A 16572-nucleotide genomic window follows, 5' to 3' on the forward strand; every position below is an offset into this window, starting at 1 on the left:
GGCGTCTCGGTGAAACAAAAGCTTTTAATAAAGCGAATCAAATTAGAGAAAGTGCGTTGAATACCTTTGGCATTTCTATTGGTACAGATGTATTTAAACTACAAATTCAACTTCTTTTAGAACAAATTTCATTAATTGAAAAACATCTAGAAAAAATTGAAAAAGTAATGATTGATATTTCAAATCGCCAAGAACATTTTCTGACAACGATCACTGGTATTAGTGATGTTACAGCGTGTGTCATACTTGGAGAAATTGGTTCAATTAAACGCTTTGAGCGTCCTGAGCAACTTGTTGCTTTTGCAGGCCTAGACGCCTCTGTTCATCAATCTGGTGACTTTAATAGCAGTAGAACTCGACTTTCTAAACGAGGTTCTCCTTACCTTAGACGAGCTATTTGGCAAGCTGCATTTGTAGCGAGTTTCCATGATCCTGCTCTTCCCTTGCATTACCAAAGATTGCGTAAGCGTGGTAAAGCACATGGTACAGCTGTTGGTGCTGTCGCTCGAAAATTAACGCATATCATTTTTGCAATACTTAGAGATAAAAAACCTTATGAACCGAGACCAAATAATAAATAATAAAAATTATTCTAAGCTTTCTTTTTAAAAAAAATGAATGAAGGCTTATTTGGTATGCTTAATTTTAATCGGAGTCATTTTATCACAATCTCAAAAATAGCTCCATTTTTACCTTGACTTTTTATAGCTGGTCTTGAAAAAATCGTGATGTGTCGCTGTCGTAGCTTTTCTTGTCCTTGAAAAAGAAGAGCACTTTTTCTGCGTGCGATGTCTATTCAAGAAGCCTTTCTTGTCCTTGAAAAAGAAGAGCACTTTTTCTACGTGCGATGTCTATTCAAGAAGCCTTTCTTGTCCTGTCGACCTAAACAATTCGGGGATTTAGGAGCCATTTCTCTTATAAAGCTCATAAAACAATAAGCAGATTTTTCAAATGAGAGAAATACGAATCCTTACATTCGGGATAAAGGAAACATGCCCCTGAAACAGGGGTATGCCGACGCCTGAGCGGCAAACTCGCTTTTAATCGGTTTTCCTTTAGATTCGAGCCGATGTTGCCTTATCATAGGCAGAAGAGCGAGGCCACAGCTTAAGCTAGACAAATCTACTTTCAAAAACGGTATCCAAAAAGTAGGTAAACAGCCACTCGAATTCTTATCGGTTTATTTTTACGTTAGGGTCAGATAAAGTTAAATGCATCATCGACATTACGTTACCTCGAACTTCTCGATTCCTTTTTATTTCTTTTAAACACGCCCTTTAAGACAAGAATTGAAGGATCCTCACTTATAACAAAAAACCATAATTCGTCACTTCGTCAAATTAAATATCAACATTAGAAATTAGCCCGTTCCTTCATACTAAAGAGAATTTCTATTCAGTGGGTTTTTCCTGTAACCCTACTGATCAGTAGTAGAATAAAGGTTAAAATCTCGGAGAGTATCCTTGAAACAATACGATGTGTTGCTGTGAAGCTTTCCTTGTCAAGCTACTCTGCCCTGTCCACTGGATCAAACGAATCAGGCATTTAGGTGCCGTTATCTCCCACTCATACTTCTTCGTACTTTCTATAACTCTTGAAACGAAAATATTACAGCACCTTAAATTCGAGATAGAGTATTCATTCCGATTTTTTCAAAAAAAGACACTTAATTTGATATAGCCAAGCTTTTTACCTCCAACCATGCGGATTTATTAAAGAATTTTCTCTTTCTCCACCAACACAGCTGTCTTTATTGGTGATTACCGCTATGTTTTGGCATATATTTTAAGCACTCTCTCTCACTTGCTACTCTACGAAATAATTGAAACAACATTTGGTACCTTTCTCTCATTGCTTCTTTAACTATATTATCAATACGTCGATCCTCTAAATCCATTAACAGTTCCTCTAACTCTCTTCTAATTAAATATTCTAATTCCTTTTGTTCTGTGTCATTAATTAATAAACCTAACAATTATATTCACCACCTAGAACTTTTATGCAATTATGTTCAAATTATTATTAGTTTAGACAAAGGCCCTTTTAGAAATAAGAAAAAATTTTCTACTGGTAAGTTAACTTCTATTCACTTTTTTCTACCTAACGGATGGTAGCTGAGGTTTTAACTTTTTTTAAATAGATATAGTAGGAAAAGCTCTTTTTGGTTTAGAGTATTATTTATGAGGTAATGAGTATCTTAGGTAAAAACAAACATCATATAAAACTATTCGCATCTTTTAGCGAATTATGTCGGTTTTTAGCGATAAATACTTTCTTTTTTTCTTATACTTAAAAAATTCCACTAACTTCCGGCCTATGAGCAAGCGAATCATCCGGTTGCTATTCTTTATAATAAACCTCCTCATTAAGATTTTATTCTTCGTAATAAAGCTCCCATCTATTCATACTTTTAAATGTTGTTCTTAATTCATTGCTGATTACATACGTTTTTAATAAGGCTTGTTCAAAAAAGTACCGTCATGCTACAGAATATCCTACTTAATATTTTATGAACATGCGTCAGATAAAGGGAATCTTCATTCAGTAGGGCCTTTCCTTCACCCCCTACTGAATAGAAGGGAACAAAGGCTAAACTCTCGGGTGCTCTTGAATAAGAAAAACACTTTTTCTGCGTGGGATGTCTAATCAGGAAGTCTTTCAATGTGTCGCTATCGTGCTTTTCTTGTCCTTGAAAAAGAAGTACGCTTTTTCTACGTGCGATGTATCGCTGTCGTAGTCTTTCTTGTCCTTGAAAAAGAAGTACGCTTTTTCTACGTGCGATGTATTCCTGTCGTAGTCTTTCTTGTCCTTGAAAAAGAAGTACGCTTTTTCTACGTGCGATGTATTCCTGTCGTAGTCTTTCTTGTCCTTGAAAAAGAAGTACGCTTTTTCTACGTGCGATGTATTCCTGTCGTAGTCTTTCTTGTCCTTGAAAAAGAAGTACGCTTTTTCTACGTGCGATGTATTCCTGTCGTAGTCTTTCTTGTCCTTGAAAAAGAAGTACGCTTTTTCTGCGTGCGATGTATCGCTGTCGTAGTCTTTCTTGTCCTGTCGCCCCAAATGAAGCGAACATTTAGGTGCTAATATCTCTCACTTAGACTTCTCCGTATTCTCTACAACTCTTGAAGTGAGAGTCTTACGGCATCTTAAATGCGAGATAAACCAAGATGGAAGAGGAGGTAGTAAAATAAAATGGAGTACTTCTATGTATGGCGCTTTAACAAATGGAAGCGCTGGGTTACTTTACTGGTTGTCGCTTTTTTTACAGCAACGTTAATTTGGTTTGAAAGAGATGGATCCTTTTCTATGTTTTCTAATAATGAGCCAACTGCAATGACGAAAGGAAATGCAAATGAAAAAAACATCGCTTTAACTTTTAATATTAGCTGGGGAGAACAACGAGTGCATGATATCCTTAAGCAGCTAAAAGAGAAAAATATTCAGGCTACATTTTTTATTAGCGGAGAATGGGCAGAGAGACATCCGGATATCGTAGAAAAGATTACAGAAAATAAGCATGAATTAGGGATTCTTGGTTATCGCTATAAAAGTTATTTGGAACAAGAAATAGAAACTGTTCAAATTGATTTACGAAAAGCACGTGAAGTATTTGATAAAATGGGGTATAAAGAAGTAAAGTTGCTTCGACCTCCTAATGGCCACTTTAATAAAGAAATTATTGAGTTAGCTGAAAACATGGGGTATAACGTCATCCATTGGAACGTTAACCCGAACGATTGGAAAAGTCCTGGCACCCAAGCAATTGTTGATCATGTGATGAAAAACACGACAAATGGTGATATTATTTTGCTCCATGCATCTGATTCGGCAAAGCAAACGGCAGCAGCGCTAAAGACGGTCTTACCGGGTTTAAAGAACAAAGGTTTTAACTTTGTTCCGATGACAGAATTAATTAATCAAGCACATGCCGATCCAAAACTGGTTGACTAATTTATAATTTATAAGGAGTCTAACGTTAACAAAAGGAATACCTTAGTACAAACTTTTCACGGCATAAATCCGCACTACATCTTTTGCATTTTTAAAATACAAACAAAACGTCGATAAGAATTCATCTTACCGACGTTTTTACATTTTTCCCACTTTGTTTAATTTTAGTCTGCCTACTTACAGTTCTGGTTGATTTAGAGTTGGAATCATTGCGATTAATTCGATGTAATGCCAATAGTTGGTATGTATTACAAGCAAGTAATGGAATAATCATTAACCAAGCATAATCTGTCCCCTCAGTGCGTAAGCCAGGTACCCACTCAATGGTAGTTATGACTACCATTAAAAATAAGGCTGGAATAAACGCTTTCTTGTTCGTTTCTTTAGCCTTTAATTTTGCCACGATTAAGCCATAAGTTAAAATTGCTGCGGACATTAAGATATACCAATAAATAGCTACCTCATCTTTCGTAGCTTGATAAGGAAAATAAACTAAGTCAAAAACAACAAATGCGATTAATAATACTTGAACGGTTGGCCAAAATGAACGAAATAAGCTTAATCCAAAACGATTGATAAATAAATAAGCAAAAAAACCGGTTTGGCTCACTACACTAAATACTAATCCTAAACCAATGAAAAATAAAATGAGTCCAAATAATTCCATCCAATTAATGGGATTCAGATTCGCTGCATACTCCTCAGCTTTTACAAAAAAGCTGGTAACAAGACCTGTAAGACCACCAATAAACAATGTTTTAAAAAAGAAATTCACTAATTTCCGACTATTCAAACCCATTTCCCCCTAATACATGTAACATAAGTCGATTGTCTTTGTTTTTAGAAAAACTTGGCTTATCGCCTAGTCTTTAGCGAAAGCTGTAGTTTTTCTTATACTATAAACCCTAAAATTTTATATTTTCCTATAGTAAAAAAAGTTCCCTCCCTTCCGTATTCTATCATGAAGTAACCGTTTTTTCCTTACAAAACGAATATTTTTTACTTATTTACTCATATTAAAGAGGAAGGAGGGAGGATTTCCAAATGATCATGAATCGGTTTAAACTAAAGCTTATAATTATCACCGTTATCGTATTAGCTATCATGCTTATCAGCGGCTGTAACAATGGAAATGCCTCTGACAAAGAAGGAGATTATGATACAACTAAGAAAATGGTTGTTGATATATTACAAACAGAAGATGGTAAAAAAGCATTACGTGAGATTATGACAGATGAAAAAATGAAGCAAGAATTAGTTTTGGAATCAGATGTTGTAAAAAAATCTATAAACGAAGCACTTGTATCCGACAAAGGAAAACAAATGTGGACTACTTTGTTTCAAGATGTCGATTTTGTAAAAGAATATACAAAATCAATGAAGGAAGAACATATTAAACTGATGAAAAGTTTAATGAATGATGCTGATTATCAAAAACAAATGCTTGAATTATTGCAAAATCCAGAAATGAATGAGCAAATGGTCAAAGTAGTTAAAAGTCAACAGTTCCGCGAACACCTTGAAGAAACGATCCAACAAACATTAGAAACACCGCTTTTCCAAGAAAAAATGCAGGAAACCTTGCTTAAAGCAGCAGAAAAACAAGGTAAACAACAACAAGGAAAAGAAAATCAAGAACAGAGTGCCGGCGGTGGTGATGACGGTGGTGACGGTGGTGCCGGTGGTGCCGGTGCCGGCGAATCAGGTGGCGGCAGCTAATTACAAATTAATATAAAACAAAAGGGCGCCTCAAATTATGGATGAGACACCCTTTTATTTATTCTTCTAATTGAGCAACGATTTTAGCGGCAATTTTATGGTATGCTTGTCCAATCGGATGATCTTGTTGATACACAGATGGTGCAAATACATCCTCTTCTTCATACGGCTGTTGTAGCGGTAATTGACCAAGTACCTTTGTTTTCAATACTTCTGCAAGCTTTTTTCCACCTCCGCGCCCAAATACATACTCCTTCTGACCAGTAAGTTCACTCTCAAAATAAGCCATGTTTTCAACTACACCTAATATTTCATGATTTGTTTTTAACGCCATCTGCCCAGCCCGAGCTGCAACAAATGCCGCTGTAGGATGTGGTGTTGTTACAATTACCTCCTTACAAGATGGAAGTAATTCATGTACATCCATGGCAATATCTCCAGTTCCTGGTGGCAAATCAAGTAATAAGTAGTCCAAGTCTCCCCACTCTACTTCTTTGAAAAAACTATTTAGCATTTTGCCAAGCATTGGACCACGCCAAATGATCGGCGAATTGTCCTCAACAAAAAAGCCCATGGAAATCACTTTTACTCCAAACCGTTCAACTGGTATGATTTTCTCCCCACGCACTTTGGGACGTTCTTCTATCCCCATCATATCAGGTACACTAAACCCATAAATATCGGCATCAATTATTCCAACCTTTTTCCCTAAGCGCATTAAAGAAATAGCTAAATTAACAGTTACTGTGGATTTCCCTACACCACCTTTACCACTGGAGACGGCAATGAATTTCGTTTTGGTACTGCCTCCCATTAGAGTAGCCTCTTGCTTTTGCTCAGCAATAGGCTGATATTTCCGAATGACTTGTTCCGGTAACTGTTCAAACCGCAAACCTACTGTTGAAGCACCATTTCTTTTTAGAATTCCAACAACCTCCTGTTGAAGCTGCATCTGTTCAGCAGTATTGGTCTTTGCAATGGCAAGCTTGACACTGACATGCTTTTTCTCTTCCTTTATGGTTACTTCTTTTACGCCTTTCGTTTCTTCAAGCGTTATATGTAAAAACGGATCCTTAACAGGGTTAAGCAGTTGGATTACTTCTTCTTTAGTTAGCATTCTCGAATCACCATCCCTTTGTAAATGCATACAACGTCAGTATAACATAAAATAAATCATCCATCAGTTTATGAGTTTGCTCCATATCACCAAAAATTTCTTCAAATGAAAGAAAGCAGATAAAACCTCTGGTATAACGATTCCCTGCTTAAAATTGTTTACTTATATGTATTCAAATAGGACAAAAAACTGAAAAGTGAAACTTCTTAAATGAGACTTTTCCTTGACTCCCTACTGATGAGAAATAGAACAAAAACACGCACTCGGGTAGCGACGTACAAACTGGAGAGCTTCTGACAAGATAAAGTGAAACTTCATTCAAGGCGCTTTTCTCCTCGTATATTATTATTAACTAGTATTTTTACTAGTTTTAAATCGTTGTACCACTCAAGGTATAATGTATTTAATCAGATAGAGGTTGTCGTAATTCTCCTTGAATGTTAGTACCACAAGGGTATGACCTAAAGGCCTTTGAACAAATCGGGGATTTAGGAGCCGTTTTTCTCAACATTACGCAAAATCATAAGCAGATTTTAAAATGAGGAAAATACAGCTTCTTACATTCGGGATGAAGGAAGCATACCCCTGCAACAGAGGTATGCCGACGCCTGAGCGGCAAGCTGCTTTTAATCGGTCTTCCTTTTGATCGAGCCGATGTTGATTTATCGTAGTGGGGAAAGTTTTAAGTTTGCTATTCGCTTAAGCACATAAACTAGACAACAAAACTACTGACAAAAAAAGGTGATGATCTCGGGTAGCTTTTGAAAAATCGCAATATGCCGCTGTCGATACGTTCCTTATGCTTAAAAAACTTTTTCCTCGTAAGATGCTTATTCAAGTAGTCTTCCTTTCCTTGTTGTTCGAATCGAATATGGATTTAAGTACTGCTATCATCTACTTAGATTTCTATCACTCAGAAACGGGGATCCTAATACGGGATAAATTCATACTTCTTTTTAACTATTAGCTAAACGTTTCTCATTAGCTCTCCGTTTCTTCATTTTCTACGTCTTCCGTTGCGTAGCGTAAAATCCCTTTGTACACGCTTGCTGCTACTTTTTGCTGATAATTTTCATCTTTTAACAGCTCCCGCTCAGACTCATTTGATAAAAATCCTATTTCAACTAAAGCCCCTGGCACTTCGGCATGCTTTAATAAATAAACATTATTAATAGCTAATGCTGCCCGGTTGGTATTTTCCAAATTACGAATTAATTCCGCTTGGATCATCTTAGCTAAATGTCTATTTTCATCCTTACGGGGATTGTAAAATGTTTGTGCTCCCCTCCACTTCGGTGACGGTAACGCATTTAAATGTAAGGTTATAAAAAAATCCGCTTCTTTTTCATGAATAAAAGCCAAGCGACTTCGGATATCCTCTGATTTGCGTTTTGAAAGGCCTTTTGTTTCACTTGAAGCTAAGTCTTTATCCGTTTCCCGTGTCAAATAAACAAGTGCACCTACCTGCTGTAAATACTTCTGTAGCATTTTAGAAACCTTTAACGAAATATCCTTTTCCTGTGTATTGTCCTTGCCTACCGCACCTCCATCTGGACCACCATGCCCCGGATCAATGACAATCGTTTTTCCCGATAAAGGTATTGAAAAAGAAGATCCTGACGTACTCGTCTGATTTTCCCTTATTGGCAGCCATATGAGATATACTAATAAAATTGCTCCCGCTATCCAAATGACAATTTGGTAACCTCGTTTCATAGTCTCGTCCCCTTTTAATTATCGTGTTCTAGTTTATGGGACGGGCAATGAAAATATGTCAACAAACAGTTGACTCCTTACTTACTTTTCACTATTTTGTGGTATATTAACGACATACATATCTTATTTTTGGTTAAGGTCAGTAACAGTTATACATCGCTTAAGGTTATTAAAAACGACAGCATTCCGTAAATTCAGCACTAAACAGCGCTTAAGAAGTAATTCGATTCATCGGCAAAACGGGATAAATGACTATTTAGGGCAATTTACCTTCGATTATTGAGCTTCTAATGGTAAAAGAAAGTTTATGGTTGGTTAGTTAAAACGACTGTATAGCGCTAACCATCAGAGTGATATAAAGAGTATGATTAGCCAAAATTAGGGGATAAATATGTACGACAAGTATTTTTTTGAACAGTAAATCTAAGCTATATTTACGACGTACTCAAACATCCGTGATATGATTAAACTGTCTCTTTCCTGTTCAAAACGTTGCAAATTGAGTTAAGAAAATGTTTGTAAAAAAACGTTACTTATAGGCAACCATTTTTAGTGAACTTTTGTAATCCGGTATTAGCAAGAAGCAAAGAATTTTTACCAAGCTTGAAGAAAGGAGCTAAACGAATGGATTGGTTAGGCATAGGAATTACAATTATTGCTATTGCTTTATTCGTACTTGTGATGTTATTAATTAAACCACTTTTAAAATTAGCAGGAGTGTTACAGAACCTACAAAATACGACAGGTAAACTCCCTGAGCAAGTAGAAGAACTTACAAACCAAGCGAAAGATACACTTCATATGGGAAATAAGACAATTCATGAAGTCAACAAGCAAGTAAAGGAATTAACGCCTATTTTCCATATGGTAGGAGATGCAACCCGTGCTGCAAATTCAATCTCAGCATCGATGACAAATGCTATCATGCAAGTTAAAAACTCCGAATCAGAAGGAAATGAATTTACAAGCAAGCATCACTTAGAAGGCATCTACGGTCTTGTAACATTAGCATATTTTATTATGCAGTATAGTAAAAAGCGTAATACCATCGATATGAACTAAGCTAATAAAAACTAGGTGTAATTGACCTGTATTAGAAGCTTGGTAAAGACACTAGTTGCACATCTACCTAGAATCAACATGTTTACGATGTAACATAACTAAAGCTAGAAGCGCTCGGGTACGACGTACAAACGGCAGAACTTCTGACGGGATAAAGTGAAACTTCATTTCTTGGAATGTTTTCCCCAAGAAATGTTAGTCGAACGAATCGGGCATTTAGGTGCCGTTTTCTCCCTCTTCCTCTTTGACTTCTCCGTGTTCCTTTAACTCTTGAAGGGGAAGACTTACAGCACCTTACATGCGAGATAAAGAAAACATCCCCCTAAAACAGGGGTATGCTGACGCCTGAGCGGCAAGCCCGTTTTTAGTCGGCCTTCCTTTAGATTCGAGCCAATGTTGTCTATCGCAGAAAGAAGGTCGAACTTTGCTAGCAGCACGAGTGCTTAAGCTAGACGCGGCTACTTATCAAAAAGTTTATTCCACCATGCTGAAACATATATAAATTCTTAGACAACTTAAAAAAGATCAGCCCAAGAAGTTTTGAATCAATGGGTGATCTTTTTATATGACCTATTCATCGACCTAACGAGCTTTGTCATAAGAATTAAGCTCAATTCAGAAGAACAGTCTTATGAGATAAAAAGCGTAACGTATATTTTCTTAATTAGCTTTATAGTTATATACAGGCTTGATTACTTTTTCAATCGTAACAGTATCGGCAATTTTATCAATGATTTCTTCTTTCGGTTTATAGACGATGGGCGCTTCATCCATGGTGCTTTTTGTGACTGAAGAAGTCCATACATCTTTCATAGACTCCTTAAATTCCTTGAAGCTGACACTTTCTCTAGCCTTCGAGCGGCTCATTACCCTTCCTGCTCCATGTGGACCGGAATAGTTCCAATCTGGATTTCCCTTTCCGGTAGCCAGAATACTACCTTCCTTCATATTTATCGGAATGATTACTTTTTCTCCGGTTTGTGCAGAAATAGCACCTTTACGTAATATCATCGTATCCAAGTCGATATAATTATGTGCTGTTGAGTATACTTCACTCATCATTTTTTCATCCCAGCCCATATGTTTACATATTTCCTCTAACATCACCTTTCTGTTTAACCAAGCATAGTGCTGTGTAATTCTCATATCATTCAGATAATCATCCAACGTGTCTCCTTGTAAATACGCTATATCCTTGCGTATTTTTTTCGGTATTAATTTCTTAAGTTCTGTACTAATTTCTTCCTCTTTCCCTTGTTGTTTAAGTTTCTGAATAAGCTGCTCCCGTTCTCGGGCAATATCTGTCAGTTGTTGGTATGCTAGGTTTTGATAATAGGAAGCAATTTGATTTCCTAGGTTACGGGAACCAGAATGAACGACAAGTGCAACCTTCCCCGGCTCTACTTCATTTAACTCCAAAAAATGGTTACCACCACCAAGAGTGCCTAAGCTTTTTTTAATCCGATCTACCTTTCTTAAAGGAGCACGAATACTATTAAAATCATCAAACACATTTACAGCAGGGTGTGTATGCCCTCTTACTTTTTGTCCACTTGGAATCATCTTGCGAATTACATCATCCAGCATTTCATAAGGAATGTCCTTTTTATCTACATTAATAAACGTATAGCTTAAACCGCAACCAATGTCGACACCAACTAAATTGGGAACTACTTTGTCTGTAATAGTCATCGTTGTGCCAATCACACACCCTATACCTTGATGCACGTCTGGCATGATTCGTATTTTACTCCCCTTAGCAAATTCTTGGTTACAAATATCATTTACTTGCTGAAGTGCTCCTTCTTCAATATTATTAGTAAAGATTTTTGCACTACTATAACTCCCCTGTATTTGTAAATATTTTTTCAATGCTATCCTCCTACACCATGAAGTAATATCTGTTATAGTTATCGTCCTCCACCTTCTGAAAAAATCATTTCGGCCGTATGACTGACGTTTTCTAATGAGTACCAATTGAACTTTTACTAGCATAAGTAATAACCGCTAATATCTGTAATACATAGTAGATCAATTAAATTGAATGAATATTCTAAAATTTTAATTACTGCTTTGTAAACCTTCATTCATAGATCTTTTCTCCTGAAAATGGGAGTTTACGGAACCTTAGTATTCCGTGATAATTTATTTCTTATATATAGAAAAGGCAACCTATTTGAAGCAGATCTCTAAATAAGCCACCTATTCCTTTCATTATTATCGGTATTTATTCGGAACTATTAAAGCGTTACATTTTTTATTACATCACTTTCTATAGACTAATCTATCAAGCAGATATCAAATAGATCCTTTTTTGCATTCTTATTTACAAGACATCTTTACCTCTGGCCAAACCGCTAACCAGTACTATATAATCCTTCTTTGGTCACCGTCCTTATCTGTCCCTAATGTAATTTGGTCTAAAAAGGATGGCCTACTTTTCCTCAGTATGGTTAGTTGATCTTTCGTGCGGTTGCTTTTTTTGCTGCATACGTTTTTTTAACCAATAATAGCCCATAGCAAATGATCCATATAGGCCGCCTTTATTTTTACCTACTTCGTCTTTTGCCGTTTCTGCTTTGTTTTTTAGTGTCTCTGTTACATGTACTAACGAGGAAGAAAATTTTTGTGTTACATTCCCTACATCGTTCATCACATAAAATAACGGACTTAATTGTTTCATTTTATCATTAATATCTGCTAAGGTATTATTACTTTCACGAATTAATCCGCTTGTTTCCTTCACCATCGAGTCCATTTGATCAGGTAAATTCTTGATCGTTTTTTCCACCCCACGTAGTACGCCAGCTAAATTATTTAATACATGACTAACAAAGATAGCAATGACTAAGAAGGCTATTCCAATTAGTAATACTCCTACCTCTAACATGTTATCCCTCTTTCCCAGTTTGTTTCATCGATACGTTGGATACTTCCATATCCTGTTCTTTTTTCTTCCATTTGTTATATAAATAAAAAGCTGTTTCTGTCCAACGAATTCCTTCAATATATGGCTTCGTTTGCTTCTCAAACTCACTGCTAGTTAATTTAGAGTCCGCCTTTTGTAATGCTTGATTGATATTGTTCACAGAGTTCCCAATGTTCTCTACTGTTGCAAATAATGGATCGGTTGTTGTTAACTTTTCTTCTATATCACTAACTGTAACATAGGCTTCTTGTAGTGTATTTTTTAAATCAGGAAGTACTTGTTTCATTTCGGCGTCAACTCGTCCTAATGTACTCCCCATTGTTTTTAGCAACTTCGCTACACGGAAGAGCACAACCGCAATATATATAACCGTTATGGCAAATGCAATTGCAACGATTAATAGCGTCAAATATAAAATATCTTCCACCTTGGGTCATCCCCCTTTCTCTATTTTGCATTATACCACTCGTCAAGTGGAATGAAACGTTTATACGTGTTCCCTGTCCTTATGTCACTAAGACTAGGCAACGTTTGCATAATCCTTACGAAGAGTCCTACCTGCAAATTGCAACACTAATTCACCATCTACACTACACAACAAAAAAGTAACGTTCTTTATTATCTATCTTCTGCTATCAAACCAGCCAATGTCATTTTTATCAAGTAGACTACTCCAGCACGGAGAAGGGTATATACAGATTAAATTGACTGGATGGATGAGCACTATGCCGAAAATAAAAACGTATCGTAAATTATTTATCGAAAAATTTCAAACAGATCAAGTACCTTAGTTAGCAGCACATTAGCTTATTATTTTCTGTTATCCATTGTTCCCGTATTTTTAGTAGGTTTTGCAATGATCCCGTATTTTCCAATTACAGCTGAAGACGCTATTACCTTTATAGAAACCATTTTGCCAAGTGAACTTACCATCATTTTATAAGAAAATATTGTCGACCTTATCGAAGTACCTCGAGGGTGGTCTCTTGGCTCTTGGTCTTATCAGCGCTTTTTGGTCCTCATCTGCAGCAATGAATGCGTTTATCAAAGCAAGTAATGCTGCTTTTGAAGTAGAAGAAACTCGTCATTTCATACTCGTTCGCCTTATCGTCTAGGTCTAACCCTTAGCATGATCATTACTTTTAATGCGATTATTGTTCTAGTATTTGGTAATATCATTTTAGCTTTTAGATACTTTTTTATACTATAGGAAAGTATAAAACTTTATGGTTTATAGTATAAGAAAAACTACAGCTTTCGCCATACAGACTTGGCGTTAAGCCAAGTTTTTCTAAACTTTACACCAGCTATGGATTTGTTCTTTCAAGTATTAAGATGGCTTATCAGCTTCATTATATTAACTGGATTTCTTCTTATTTTATACCGATTTGCGCCAAATAAACAACTTCCTTTTAACCATATTTTTCCTGAAGCAATTACTGCAAGTATGTTATGGCAATTTATCTCTTTTGGATTCTCCTTCTATATTAGCAATTTCGGCAACTATTCTGCAACTTATGGCAGTCTTGGTGGTATTATTATTTTACTTATCTGGTTTTTCCTAACCGGGATAATTTTTTAAGCGGTGAAGTTATTAATGTTTTATATCATAATGACCAAATAAAAAAGCTAGATGATCATTATCACGTATCCTCTTTTTAAACCCAGTCTAGCCGACTATCTTACTTGGTCTTTCATTATGAAAAAACACTTAGTTAATAACGTACCAAACTGGAGACATTCATTCTAACGACATAAAGGAAACGTCATTTAGTAGGGCTTGTAGGGCTTTTGCTCCATCCCCTATGATAGTAGTAGAACAAAGGACTAAAATCTCAAGTGACCTTTAAAAAGAAAGGCACTTTTTCTCCGTACGAGGGCAATTTTATTAGCTTCCCTTGTCCTTGAACATCCCCCGATACTTTACACTTTTCTTATTCACCTTGCAACGATACCTGTAATTAAAAATTCATACCAACTTAATCCTTTTGGGGAAATCGTATGTTTAAAGCCATTTTCCCAACTCAACGGTGTAATAAATGTAGCATCATGTCGAAACTGACTTTCTGGTTCTGTAGCCACTACTTCGCCAGTAATTATACCAGAGGTTATCTCAATCCTATCGTCCTCGACAATTCCTGTTTTTACTTTTTGTTTTATGAGCCTGCCTTTATCTGTCATTTTCCACACCACGCGATGATGAACAGCTTGATCAGGTAAAGTTGTAGCTTGTTGTGAAGCCTTAGTCGTAATTGCTAAATTAACATGATAACCAGGTAATAATTGCTCGACAGCTTGCGCCTGTTCCTGTGGTTTTTGTCGCTTGCTAGTTTCGTTTTCTTCATTGTTATCGGTTTGCTTTCTTTGAGCTTCGGCTACTGAATGAGCTTGATCTGTTGTCGTTTCTTCTGTACCAATACCTTCGCTTCCTTTCTGCAAATGAACCATAAACGGATATGTACTTTTTCTTTGTACAGCAGCATCCTCTTTCGTTATATCACTGACATTGGAAACTGTTCCTTTCAAGTTCATTTTTGTTTCTTCTACTTCTACTTCCACTGGAAGATTACTTTTTACAAGAGGACGCTCTTTTTCAGAAAGTTCTCCCTCCACGTGTAAATCATTACTGGCAATCGTTACAATTGGGTCCTCTAATTGCTTTGATACATGAGTTATTACTCCTGAATAAGAGCTCTCGACCGTTATCGTATCGCCACTAGATTGGAGTTCATTTAATTGTCGTTTTACACTAGCTAATGTTACATTTTTTTCAGCTTTTTCTTGCTCTTTCTCTATTAAAAATTGCTCTTTTAATAAATTTGCCTGAATAGGGTCTTGAGGGAACTCAAGCTTTAGCCGATCTTCGGTAATTGCAAAATTTGACTCACTTTTTGTATTCGTCTCTGGTATTTGAAAGGCTGTCATTTTCCTAATCGCTTGCTCGATTGCAGCAACTTCCGCCTCTAATTTGTTCGTTTTCTCTAATAATTCCGCTTTTGCTTGATGATACTGAACTACCTTGTAAGAAAATAGCGGATCGCCACGATTTACTTGACTGCCTACCTCCACCATAAATGATTCAAAGCTTCCAACATTTTTATCAAAGTAGATATTGTGCTCCTCCTTGGCTAGCAGCACACCTTTTGTATACAGCTTCTCTTCTAAATTTGCTTCAAAAGTTTGAGTCCAGTCAGATATAGAAGCTAGACGATCTACCTTTCCTTCATCATCGACATAAACCAAGATAAAATTTATACAAATAAATAAGATAACACCTAGTTGAAGTAATCGTTTTTTATATTTTTGCATTAACCAAACCACCTACTTAGTAAGTATTGATCAGCAAATACGAATACAGCCGCAATCGCCCAAAAAAATAGATGCCAGCCAATGACGATGAACCATAACCATTGGTGCCTTATATCCGATAGAAAACGCAAATACCTAACTTGAAAATATATAATCCAAATTTGAAAAAGCGAGATCGTTCCAAAAAAGTAAATAAAATAAACATGTTCCGTCAGATAGGAAGCAATAATTCCAAATGAAAGCGGGGATACATACCAATCTAACCCATTAAAAACAGCTAACGGAATCCAGATCAGACGTTCAGCTAGCATTACAAGTAAAACTATTTGTTGCATCACGATTAATTTTTGCAAGGGGATACCTAAAATTGCGTAATAAAAAAGTGATGGGACAAACAAGACAAATCCTACAAACAAAGTGGCGTATAACATTCTACCAATCATAAACCAAAACTTCTGTTGCTCGTATTCTAGCGGACTTAGATTTGCGATTTGAGGTGATAGAATAGCCGTCCCCATACCGAGATAAGCCATCCAGCCATATATTAGAATGGCACATACCAATAAAATACCATTTACCTTCCAAATATAGCGGATTTTCTCTGCCTGCTTAATACGAAATAAATGATCATCTATGGAAAGAAGAAACTTAAATAAGTTGTTATGATAAATCATTGGTCACAGCCCTTTTCTATATATATCAGCGATTATAATTTGCAATATTTCTTCAATTTTATCGCAGAAAAAGATAAAAAGCTATTATTTTTGTC

17 protein-coding genes are annotated in these 16572 nt (G+C 36.2%); 7 read left to right on the plus strand and 10 right to left on the minus strand.

Going from position 1 to position 16572, the window contains the following annotated elements:
* On the plus strand, nucleotides 1-581 hold a 581-nt coding region (locus KQI21_RS13685), incomplete at its 5' end, for a transposase (protein WP_216484754.1).
* A gap of 1169 nt (nucleotides 582-1750) precedes the next feature.
* Here KQI21_RS13685 and KQI21_RS13690 read toward each other — a convergent pair.
* Nucleotides 1751-1975 carry a hypothetical protein gene (locus KQI21_RS13690; protein WP_077319071.1) on the minus strand — a complete coding sequence of 75 codons (225 nt, stop codon included), beginning with the start codon at nucleotides 1973-1975 and terminating at the stop codon, nucleotides 1751-1753.
* Between the two features lie 683 nt (nucleotides 1976-2658).
* Nucleotides 2659-3060 carry a hypothetical protein gene (locus KQI21_RS13695; RefSeq protein ID WP_216484756.1) on the minus strand — a complete coding sequence of 134 codons (402 nt, stop codon included), beginning with the start codon at nucleotides 3058-3060 and terminating at the stop codon, nucleotides 2659-2661.
* Between the two features lie 132 nt (nucleotides 3061-3192).
* Between KQI21_RS13695 and pdaB the strand changes: the two genes are divergently transcribed.
* Nucleotides 3193-3951: a polysaccharide deacetylase family sporulation protein PdaB gene (gene pdaB, locus KQI21_RS13700; protein ID WP_216484757.1), complete on the plus strand. Its 759-nt coding sequence runs from the start codon at nucleotides 3193-3195 to the stop codon at nucleotides 3949-3951.
* Between the two features lie 121 nt (nucleotides 3952-4072).
* Here pdaB and KQI21_RS13705 read toward each other — a convergent pair whose 3' ends face one another.
* A complete protein-coding gene (locus KQI21_RS13705; protein ID WP_216484759.1) occupies nucleotides 4073-4744 on the minus strand; it encodes a KinB-signaling pathway activation protein in 672 nt (223 codons plus the stop codon).
* Nucleotides 4745-4995: 251 nt separating this feature from the next.
* Between KQI21_RS13705 and gerD the strand changes: the two genes are divergently transcribed.
* Nucleotides 4996-5670, plus strand: coding sequence for a spore germination lipoprotein GerD (gene gerD / locus KQI21_RS13710; RefSeq protein WP_253291501.1), 675 nt, complete (start codon nucleotides 4996-4998; stop codon nucleotides 5668-5670).
* Between the two features lie 58 nt (nucleotides 5671-5728).
* Here the strand turns inward: gerD and salA are convergent, their stop codons facing one another.
* Both salA and cwlD read right to left on the minus strand, forming a co-directional pair.
* Entirely contained in the window at nucleotides 5729-6787 is a 1059-nt protein-coding gene (gene salA / locus KQI21_RS13715; RefSeq protein WP_216484760.1) for an iron-sulfur carrier protein/transcriptional regulator SalA, read from the minus strand.
* A 981-nt stretch (nucleotides 6788-7768) separates the two neighbouring features.
* A complete protein-coding gene (cwlD, locus tag KQI21_RS13720) occupies nucleotides 7769-8503 on the minus strand; it encodes an N-acetylmuramoyl-L-alanine amidase CwlD (RefSeq protein ID WP_216484761.1) in 735 nt (244 codons plus the stop codon).
* Nucleotides 8504-9127: 624 nt separating this feature from the next.
* Here cwlD and KQI21_RS13725 point away from each other — a divergent pair.
* Entirely contained in the window at nucleotides 9128-9565 is a 438-nt protein-coding gene (locus KQI21_RS13725) for a DUF948 domain-containing protein (protein ID WP_216484762.1), read from the plus strand.
* A 660-nt stretch (nucleotides 9566-10225) separates the two neighbouring features.
* Here the strand turns inward: KQI21_RS13725 and KQI21_RS13730 are convergent.
* The 3 genes from KQI21_RS13730 to KQI21_RS13740 form a co-directional block, all read right to left on the minus strand.
* Nucleotides 10226-11437 (minus strand): RtcB family protein, encoded by a 1212-nt coding sequence (locus KQI21_RS13730; protein WP_253291503.1) that lies wholly within the window; start codon nucleotides 11435-11437, stop codon nucleotides 10226-10228.
* Between the two features lie 562 nt (nucleotides 11438-11999).
* Nucleotides 12000-12455, minus strand: coding sequence for a DUF948 domain-containing protein (locus tag KQI21_RS13735; protein WP_216484766.1), 456 nt, complete (start codon nucleotides 12453-12455; stop codon nucleotides 12000-12002).
* Between the two features lies 1 nt (nucleotide 12456).
* Nucleotides 12457-12921, minus strand: a complete 465-nt coding sequence (locus KQI21_RS13740; RefSeq protein WP_216484767.1) for a DUF948 domain-containing protein — start codon at nucleotides 12919-12921, stop codon at nucleotides 12457-12459.
* A gap of 390 nt (nucleotides 12922-13311) precedes the next feature.
* Between KQI21_RS13740 and KQI21_RS16960 the strand changes: the two genes are divergently transcribed.
* The 3 genes from KQI21_RS16960 (at nucleotide 13312) to KQI21_RS13745 (ending at nucleotide 14076) form a co-directional block, all read left to right on the plus strand.
* On the plus strand, nucleotides 13312-13437 hold the full coding sequence (locus tag KQI21_RS16960) for a hypothetical protein (protein WP_507236664.1): 126 nt from the start codon (nucleotides 13312-13314) through the stop codon (nucleotides 13435-13437).
* A complete protein-coding gene (locus tag KQI21_RS16965; RefSeq protein ID WP_373687681.1) occupies nucleotides 13415-13609 on the plus strand; it encodes a YhjD/YihY/BrkB family envelope integrity protein in 195 nt (64 codons plus the stop codon). Before KQI21_RS16960 ends, KQI21_RS16965 begins: the two co-directional genes overlap by 23 nt.
* A gap of 194 nt (nucleotides 13610-13803) precedes the next feature.
* Nucleotides 13804-14076 carry a YihY/virulence factor BrkB family protein gene (locus KQI21_RS13745; protein ID WP_253291510.1) on the plus strand — a complete coding sequence of 91 codons (273 nt, stop codon included), beginning with the start codon at nucleotides 13804-13806 and terminating at the stop codon, nucleotides 14074-14076.
* A gap of 356 nt (nucleotides 14077-14432) precedes the next feature.
* On the opposite strand, the gene KQI21_RS13750 is transcribed toward KQI21_RS13745, so the two are convergent.
* Together KQI21_RS13750 and KQI21_RS13755 are read right to left on the minus strand one after the other, a co-directional pair.
* Nucleotides 14433-15803, minus strand: coding sequence for an efflux RND transporter periplasmic adaptor subunit (locus KQI21_RS13750; RefSeq protein WP_216484769.1), 1371 nt, complete (start codon nucleotides 15801-15803; stop codon nucleotides 14433-14435).
* Entirely contained in the window at nucleotides 15803-16477 is a 675-nt protein-coding gene (locus KQI21_RS13755) for a hypothetical protein (protein WP_216484771.1), read from the minus strand. The genes KQI21_RS13750 and KQI21_RS13755 overlap by 1 nt, the downstream gene beginning before the upstream one ends.
* Between the last annotated feature and the right edge of the window lie 95 nt (nucleotides 16478-16572).

It is taken from the genome of Virgibacillus proomii (assembly GCF_018916875.1).
GTDB classification, from domain to species: domain Bacteria; phylum Bacillota; class Bacilli; order Bacillales; family Amphibacillaceae; genus Virgibacillus; species Virgibacillus proomii_B.